Origin of the sequence: uncultured Corynebacterium sp. (genome assembly GCF_902782855.1) — a bacterium.
Lineage (GTDB): Bacteria > Actinomycetota > Actinomycetes > Mycobacteriales > Mycobacteriaceae > Corynebacterium.
Genome location: NZ_CACZOO010000033.1, coordinates 1 through 7,701 on the forward strand (window position 1 = coordinate 1; position 7,701 = coordinate 7,701).

12 protein-coding genes are annotated in these 7,701 nt (G+C 68.0%); 8 read left to right on the forward strand and 4 right to left on the reverse strand.

Features of this window, described 5'->3' with window-relative positions:
• The 5 genes from QZV72_RS01300 to QZV72_RS01320 all read left to right on the forward strand — a co-directional run.
• Positions 1-699, forward strand: a 699-nt coding sequence (locus QZV72_RS01300) for a CoA transferase (RefSeq protein WP_297004240.1), incomplete at its 5' end; no start/stop codon positions are given.
• The gene (locus tag QZV72_RS01305; RefSeq protein WP_297004242.1) at positions 696-1,490 is read left to right on the forward strand and encodes an enoyl-CoA hydratase-related protein; all 795 of its coding nucleotides are present in this window, start codon (positions 696-698) and stop codon (positions 1,488-1,490) included. The genes QZV72_RS01300 and QZV72_RS01305, both read left to right, overlap by 4 nt.
• On the forward strand, positions 1,490-3,067 hold the full coding sequence (locus QZV72_RS01310; protein ID WP_297004244.1) for an acetyl-CoA acetyltransferase: 1,578 nt from the start codon (positions 1,490-1,492) through the stop codon (positions 3,065-3,067). Before QZV72_RS01305 ends, QZV72_RS01310 begins: the two co-directional genes overlap by 1 nt.
• 123 nt (positions 3,068-3,190) lie before the next feature.
• Positions 3,191-3,496: an acyl-CoA dehydrogenase family protein gene (locus QZV72_RS01315; RefSeq protein ID WP_297004246.1), complete on the forward strand. Its 306-nt coding sequence runs from the start codon at positions 3,191-3,193 to the stop codon at positions 3,494-3,496.
• Positions 3,497-3,878: 382 nt separating this feature from the next.
• Complete coding sequence (locus QZV72_RS01320) at positions 3,879-4,004, forward strand: hypothetical protein (RefSeq protein ID WP_297004248.1); 126 nt, start codon at positions 3,879-3,881, stop codon at positions 4,002-4,004.
• On the opposite strand, the gene QZV72_RS01325 is transcribed toward QZV72_RS01320, so the two are convergent.
• Positions 3,954-4,937, reverse strand: a complete 984-nt coding sequence (locus QZV72_RS01325; RefSeq protein ID WP_297004249.1) for a LysR family transcriptional regulator — start codon at positions 4,935-4,937, stop codon at positions 3,954-3,956. The two genes, QZV72_RS01320 and QZV72_RS01325, sit on opposite strands and share 51 nt — an antisense overlap.
• A gap of 57 nt (positions 4,938-4,994) precedes the next feature.
• Entirely contained in the window at positions 4,995-5,285 is a 291-nt protein-coding gene (locus QZV72_RS01330; protein ID WP_297004250.1) for a hypothetical protein, read from the reverse strand.
• A 142-nt stretch (positions 5,286-5,427) separates the two neighbouring features.
• Between QZV72_RS01330 and QZV72_RS01335 the strand changes: the two genes are divergently transcribed.
• Positions 5,428-6,309: an SWIM zinc finger family protein gene (locus tag QZV72_RS01335; RefSeq protein ID WP_297004252.1), complete on the forward strand. Its 882-nt coding sequence runs from the start codon at positions 5,428-5,430 to the stop codon at positions 6,307-6,309.
• A gap of 130 nt (positions 6,310-6,439) precedes the next feature.
• Positions 6,440-6,814, forward strand: coding sequence for a GNAT family N-acetyltransferase (locus QZV72_RS01340; protein WP_297004255.1), 375 nt, complete (start codon positions 6,440-6,442; stop codon positions 6,812-6,814).
• Between the two features lie 3 nt (positions 6,815-6,817).
• Here the strand turns inward: QZV72_RS01340 and QZV72_RS01345 are convergent, their stop codons facing one another.
• Both QZV72_RS01345 and QZV72_RS01350 read right to left on the reverse strand, forming a co-directional pair.
• Positions 6,818-7,087, reverse strand: a complete 270-nt coding sequence (locus QZV72_RS01345) for a lipase family protein (protein ID WP_297004257.1) — start codon at positions 7,085-7,087, stop codon at positions 6,818-6,820.
• A 26-nt stretch (positions 7,088-7,113) separates the two neighbouring features.
• Positions 7,114-7,377: a hypothetical protein gene (locus QZV72_RS01350; protein ID WP_297004259.1), complete on the reverse strand. Its 264-nt coding sequence runs from the start codon at positions 7,375-7,377 to the stop codon at positions 7,114-7,116.
• 81 nt (positions 7,378-7,458) lie between these two features.
• Between QZV72_RS01350 and QZV72_RS01355 the strand changes: the two genes are divergently transcribed.
• Positions 7,459-7,701 (forward strand): glycerate kinase (locus QZV72_RS01355; RefSeq protein ID WP_297004261.1); only part of this gene is annotated, 243 nt, incomplete at its 3' end.

The window sequence follows — 7,701 nt, forward strand, 5'->3', positions numbered from 1 at the left end:
CGGACCCGCACGGGGCGCGGGGGAGTGGTTACCACCGCCCAAGTGGACGCCATCTTCGCCGCCATGGGTGACCACCTCGCCGTCGAATCACTGGAACCGGGCGCGGGGACGACCACCATGAAACCCGCCGACGCCCCCAGCGGGGTTTTCCCCGCCGCCGGCGATGATGAATGGTTGGTCGTCGATGTCGCAGGGGACGGACATTTCCTGGCGCTGGCCACCGCGACGGGACATCCGGACTGGGCTGAAGATCCGCGTTTCGCCACTGCCGCGGGGCGTCTTTCCCATTCCGCGGAACTGGAGCGCGGTCTGCGTGACTGGACGGTCACACAGACCGCCCCGGCCGCCGAGGCGGTTCTCCAGCAGGCCGGCGTCCCCGCCGCGCACATGGTGCGCTTCGAGGAGGTGATGACGGACCCTGACTTCACCGACCGTGGCCTGCTCACGACCATCACCCAGGCACCCTTCACCGATCCGTTCCCCACTCTCGCCAATGAAGGGTGCAGCCGCAACCTCGGGGATGCCCGTATCAGTCCCGCTCCGCTGCAAGGGGAGCACACCCGTGACCTCATGCGGGAGATCCTCCACCTCGACGACAGCACGATCGACCTTCTCATCGACCATGGCGTCCTCGAAACTCACCCGTCGACTGACCCGGTCACGGATCAGATCACCGTCACTGAAGGAGCCGCATCATGAGCGACAGTCCCGTCGTACTCGTAGAGCAGCGGGGGTACACCCTGCTCGTCACCATCAACCGACCGGAGGTGCGCAACGCCGTCAACCGGGATGTCGCGCTCGGTCTCGGGGAAGCCCTCGAACTCGCCGAGCGGACCCCCGAGGTCCGCACTGTGGTCGTCACCGGCGCCGGGGACAGGGCCTTCTGCGCCGGTGCGGACCTCAGAGCTGCCGCCGCCGGAGAACTGGGGACAACCAAGGAACCCCTGAAGAGCTGGGGTTTCGGTGGGTTCGTCCGTCACTGGATCTCCAAGCCGGTCATCGCCGCCGTCAACGGTTTCGCTCTCGGCGGCGGCACCGAAATCGCCCTGGCCTCGGACCTGGTCGTGGCCGCCGAGACTGCGACCTTCGGTCTGCCGGAGGTCACCCGCGGCATCATGGCCGCCGCCGGTGGCGCTTTCCGGCTACCCCGGCAGATCCCGCTCAAGGCGGCGATGGAGACGATGCTCACCGCCGAGCCGATCGCGGCCCGTCGCGCTTTCGAGCTCGGCATGGTCAACCGGGTCGTCCCGGCGGGTGAGGTGCTGTCCGCCGCCCTCGATCTCGCGGCGAGGATCAACCGCAACGCCCCGCTGTCCGTCCAGGCCACCAAGCGGGTGGCCCGCGGCATCATCGACGGCGCCGTCACCGCAGAAGCAGCGGACTGGGACGCCAACAACCGCGAGGCCGCCGCCCTGATGACCACCGCAGACGCCATGGAGGGCATGTCCGCCTTCGCCCAGAACCGCTCCCCTGAATGGAAGGCACAGTGATGACCGACATCACCTCCCCTGATCCCACTACCCCGGTCCTCATCGGCGTCGGCCAGGTCGCTGACCCGGTCACCGCTGCCGACTACCATCGCTGGTCCGCCGCTGATCTCGCCGGCGAAGCCTCGTCGGCAGCAGTGACGGACGCCGGCGTGGACCCGTCCGTCATCGACACTGTCGCGGTGGTCCGGCAGTTCGAGATCTCCACCCCGCTGGCCACCGCGCCGCTGGGGAAGCCGGACAACATGCCACGTGCCGTGGCGGCCCGGATCGGAGCGGACCCCGCCCGCGCCGTTCTCGAGGTCGTCGGCGGTCAGGGACCCCAGCACCTGGTCACCGAGTTCAGTCGGGCCATCGCCGCCGGGGAGGCCGACATGGTTCTGCTCACCGGTTCCGAGGCGATCTCCACCGCCCGCGCCTGGGTGGGAAAGCCGGACGCCCCGGACTTCTCCGAGACCTACGGTGGTCAGCTCGAGGACCGCGGCATGCAGGTCGACGACCTTGCCGTGCCCTACGAGCAGCGGCACGGTCTGGTCGGGGCTCCCCCGGAGTACGGCATGTTCGAGAACGCCCGCCGTCACCGCCTCGGCATGAGCAGGGCAGAGTACGCTACCGCGATGGGGGAGCTCTTCGCCGGGTTCACGCGTGTGGCAGCGTCCAACCCGTTTGCGGCGGCACCCACGGAACGCACCGCAGCGGAGCTGTCGACCATCACCGAGCGCAACCGCCTCATCGCCGACCCCTACCCCCGGTTCATGGTCGCCCGCGATCAGGTCAACCAGGGTGCCGCCGTCCTGCTCACGTCGGTGGGACGGGCCCGGGAACTCGGGGTCGACCAGGAGAACTGGGTGTTCCTCCACGGCGCCTGTGACACCACCGAACGTACTGTGCTGGACCGCGCCGACCTGTCTCGGTCTCCGGCGTCCGTCACCTCGGCGGCGACCGCCATCGAGCGCGCGGGGATCACCGTCGACGACCTGAGCTTCCTCGATCTCTACAGCTGTTTCCCGATCCCGGTGTTCAACATCTGCGACGGTCTCGGCATCGCCACCGATGATCCGCGTGGACTGACCGTCACCGGTGGCCTGCCGTTCTTCGGCGGGGCGGGTAACAATTACTCCATGCACGCCATCGCCGAGATGGTCGTCCGGCTGCGCGCCAATCCCGGGACCTACGGCTTCATCGGCGCGAACGGCGGGTGGATGACCAAGTACTCCTCCGGCGTGTACTCCACCTTACCGGTGGACTTCACCGGCCGGGCCGACGCGCAGGCCGACCGCGTGATCCAGGAGGCGCTCGACGCCGCTGACGCCCCCACGGTCGTCGAGCACTACAGCGGTACGGTCACCGTAGAGACGTCCACGGTGACCACGGACCGGCACCGCGACTGGATCGGCGTCATCGCCGCCCGTACCCCGGAGAACGCCCGCATCCTCGCCGTCACCCGGCCGGGTGACCGGGAACTGATCGACATTCTCCTGTCGGACCCCGCGATCGGCGCGTCCGCCGAGGTCACCGCAGAGGCAGGGGAGTCCGGACGCAACATCATCACCGGCATCACGGCGCAGGAGGACAACTGATGATCACCGGGGCGCCCACCATCCACGACGAGGTCACCGCATGGATCGCTGAGAACCGGACCGGAACAGACGACCTCGTCTGACGGAGCCCGCGACGTCGCCCCGGTCTCCGAGGTCTCCTGGGTGCAGTTGCCCGGTGCCGTGCTCACCGACAACGGCACTCCGGAGCAGAAGGAGGCGCTGCTGCGACCGATGATCACCCGCGAGTGGAGTCTCGGATGCCTGTTGTACACGGAACCGGGTGCCGGTTCCGCTCTCGCGGCGATTCAGACCCGCGCCGACCTCGACGAGTCCGGTGAGAACTGCACCATCGGCGGACAGAAGGTGCGGACCACCAACGCGCACCGGGCGACCTATACCATCCTTCATCGCCCGCACCGACCGGGAGGTTTCCGGAACACGCCGAGATCAGCCTGTTCATCTTCCTGATTTCCTGATGCAGCAGGAGGGGGCGGCATCGTTCCGATCCGCCAGATGACCGGCGGCTCCGAGTTCAACGAGGTTTTTCTCACCGACGCGAAGGTCTCCGCAGTGAACCTCACCGGTGGGGCGGGTGACGGTCGGAAGGTACTGCAGTCCGCCCTCGACGTCGAGCGTCGTGGCACGGGTGAGACGACCCGGGTCGGCCGGGACATCGACGATGCGGCGGAGTCCCCCCCCTGCTCACCCGGAGCAGGGACCTCATCTCGGACGCCCCGCCGCCCGGGCGTCCGAGATGAGGAGCTGCCGGCGGCGGCGAGCCTGGCCGCGGGCTTCTGTACGGATGCTTCGGTGACGGCGGCGCACCGGAACATCCGGTTCCACGGGGGGGATGGGCTTCACCTGGGAGGCGTCCCCGCACCTCTACGAGAAGCGTGCCCGCGCCGACCAGCTGTTGCTGAAGGACTCACAGTTCCACCGCGCGGGCTTCGCCCGCCGGATCGGCGCCACCGTCTGAGCCACGGCCGAAACGGTCGCGCAGTGCGGTGACGACCCGGTCGATCTCCTCGCGCCGTGCAGTCGCCCCGGTCCGCCACGCCACGCCGATCTCGAAGCGTGGCTGGTCTCCGGCGACCGGCAGCAGGACCACCGGACCACCCCCGCCTCGTCGGGGTGAAAGCGAATGGTCCGGTACCCCGATGCTCACCTCGTGTGTCCGGGGTAGTCGGGAGGACAGGACCGCGTAGTCGTTGAACCCGATCTCGGAGATGTCGGTGACACCGGCGGCGGCGAACCAGTCCCGGAGGTTCTGCCCGGGCAAAGGCTGCATCTGGGAGAAGGGGAGGGTGACGATGCGACGTCCCCGCAGATCACCCATGTCCACCGGGCCGTCGGGGGCGGGAGTCACCAGTGGGTCGTCGGCGGCGACGAGGAGGCTGAAGGTGTAGCTGCCCAGGACGAGGGTACTGATGTCGGGGAGGTGGACGGGGTCGATGGGCAGGTGGACCAGCGCCATATCGATCTCGCCGAAGCGGAGCTGGTCAAGGAGCTCCACGGAGACGTCGGTGGCGGCCTCGTCCGGGGTGAGCCCGGAGAGCCCGACCGCGGTGCGGAAGGCGTCGGTGTACGCCTGGGTGATCCAGGGGGTGGTGCCGTAGCGCAGGGTCCGGTCCACGCCTGCAGCTTTGTCCTCGAAGACTGCAGAGAGTTGGAGGATACTTACCGCGGTACCGAGCAGGTCGCTGCCGCGGTCGGTGAGTCTCATGTCGTGGTGGGCCCGCTCGAAGAGGGGGCCGGTGTGCCGCTCCAGGGTGCGTAGGGTGCGGCTGACCGGAGACGCCGTGAGGCCGAGGCTGTCTGCGGCGCGGGCGACGTTGCGGGTCCTGGCGACCGCGACGAACACCTTGAGCTGATGGAGGTCGATGTTCATTTCCCCGAAGAGTCTAGTCATTTTCGGTGACGGTGAGGACGTCGAGGCTGATGTCCGAGTGGCCGGGCCGTTCCTGGGTTATGACAGTTCCCCCAGTGCGACGAGCCCGAGGTAGAGGGACCTGTCGATGGTCGGTGTTCCGGTGTGCATCTCCATCAGCAGATCCACGTCGGCGACCAGGTCGTCGGCGGAACGGCCGTTCTCCATGACCGCGTCCAGCAGGAGTCCGAAGAGGACGCGTCCTGCGGCGCGGGTGAGCTCCAACGGATCACGGTATGTGGTCGGGTGTATGAGGTCGCGTCCGTAGTCCTCGAAGCAGGTTCGCAGACAGTTGTACTCGGCGGCGAGGATGGGGTCGGTGGGTGTCATGTCGGTAGGTCCTCTCGGATCGTGGTCAGGTGGTGCCTGTTGGCTGCCTTCACTGTCTCCCACCACTTTTCCGTGGTGCGTTGTTCCGCCGCGTCGGTGTGCCGGAACTAAATACCTGGGGTTTTGGGTAGTATCAGAACCTGTGAAGGACGCAGACCCGGAATGGTTCACCACCGTTCTCGCAGCAGACAACCTGCCGCGCGCAGCCCGGGTCCGGGGGCTGGCGGACAAGATCACGGTCACGGCGTCCTGCAACGACACGGTCGGGGCCACGGTGGTGGGATCAGGGGACCGGAACTATGCGGTGATACTCGACCTCGCCGATCCGCTGGGAGCCTCGACCTGTGACTGCCCGCAGAACGCCGTCCTCGGGAAGTTCTGCAAGCACCTTCTCGCGGTGTCGTTGACTGCGGCAGGCAGGGAGATCGGGGAGTGGACGCACGTCGTGCCGCCGCAGACGTCGCCAACTGAGCCGTCGTGTTTCCCGCAGTCCCCGCGTCCCCCATCTGAACGGGCGGGGCAACCGGTCTCCACCGGTGCAGTCAGTGCGTCCCGCCGTGAGCTGCCGGATGTCGGGAGCCTGCCGGAGCTGGTGCCCGCGCTCCGGTCGGCCGTCGAGACCTGGGACGCCGTGTGCCGTGATCCGGAATCATCGAAGGCCGCTGAGCGGCGTGCCCGTGCGGCCGTGACGGACCTGTTGCAGAAGCTGCTGGTGGACGGCGCTTTCACGACCGGAGCGTCCACCACCGGAATGCTGGCCATCGGGGACGCCGCCGAACTGTACCGGCGCGCCGGGCGACCGCGGCATGCTCTGGCTGCGATGGAGCAGTGTGCGCTGCGGTGCCCGACGGAGGAGACCTACGGCCACCTCTTCGCGCTCTTCCGGACGCCGACGTACTTCGGTCCGGGGAAGCGGGCGCAGTTGCGGGCCTGGTACCGCGATCGGCTCGAGAACTGCGCCGACGATCTCACCGACAGTGAACGTGCCCTCAAGATGCGGCTCGACGGGGAGGGCGTCGGCTGAGCGCGTGACCCTGTTTCCGGTTCCCGGGGCTGTCCCCGGGACGTCGGGGGAATGTACAGTCGGCATCATGTGTTCCGAAGGGAACGCACCGGTATTCTCCGAGGACGCTGAGGGAACGAGGACCATCACCATGACTGACATCACCGACCAGCTCACCGACCGTGACGGCACTGCCGTGGAGGTCCGCTACCTGCCGGGCGAGGACGCCTACGGAATCTTCCTCGAGGGGGAGGTCAAGCCTGTCGGGAAGGCGCACTATCTCGACCGACCCGGCGACGAGGGTTCGGAGCGGGTCTTCCACCACACCGTGGTCGATGAGGCGTACGGGGGACGCGGGCTGGCCGGCATCCTGGTCGGCAAGGCCCTGGCGGACGCGGCGGCGCAGAATCTCACCGTCGTGCCGGTGTGCTCCTATGTCGCCCGCTGGATCGAGAAGAACAACTGGTCGGGCAAGGTTGTTCCCGCCACCGACGACGTTCAGGAGTGGGTCGCCAACCAGGGGTAGGGGTCAGTCGACCAGGTTGACAAGGTCGACCTTGTCGTAGTACTCACCGTGGCTGCTGACCACCTCGCTGAGCAGACGCCGATTCCGCTTGTCACCGATAGCTGCACTCGTGAGGTGAATGTCCCGGGTCTTTGGCGCTGCGCCGAACCCGGCCCTCGCCATCGCCGCAGTGACCATGACCCGCCCGCCGAGGCTGTGGCCGACGAGGATGAACTCTGCTTGTTCGGTCTTGGCCAGTAGCGCGGCCAGAGCGGCACCGCTCGTGGCAGCCATCCTAGGGAACGTGCCCGGCGAAGAACTCAGGCGGCGGGGGCGGGCGGCCCACCGCGCCGCCGTCGGGTCGACGGGCGCAGCAGGAACAGGTCGAAGGCGTGTTCCTGGCCGGCGGTCATGCCGGACACGGTGGTCACCTCCTCCCGGGGTGGTGTGCGGACGGAATTGTGGTCAGGGCGGGGGTGGGCGTCCCTCTCGCGGAGGATCGCAGCGTCCAAGGTCTCGGAGAAATCCTCCGGCAGTGTCGGTGAGGTGATCAGGGAGAGCAGGGTGTGTGCGGTGGTGTCCATGCTCAGGGAGGCTAGACTCCGGGCAGGACGGCAAAGGACGGCACCACTGCCGACACCACCACCGATGAGAACAGGTGTTCGATGAAGATCGTGATCGCCCCTGACTCCTTCAAGGAGTCCCTCACCGCCGTCGAGGCCTGCACGGCGATGGCTGCCGGCGTCCGCGACAGTCTGCCGGACGCCCACATCATCGAGGTACCCGTCGCCGACGGCGGTGAGGGCACTGCCGACGCCTTTGCCAGGGCGCTTGACCTGGAACAACACACCACCACCGTCACCGGGCCACTCGGTGACCCTGTCGAGGCGCACTGGGCCGGCGACGGC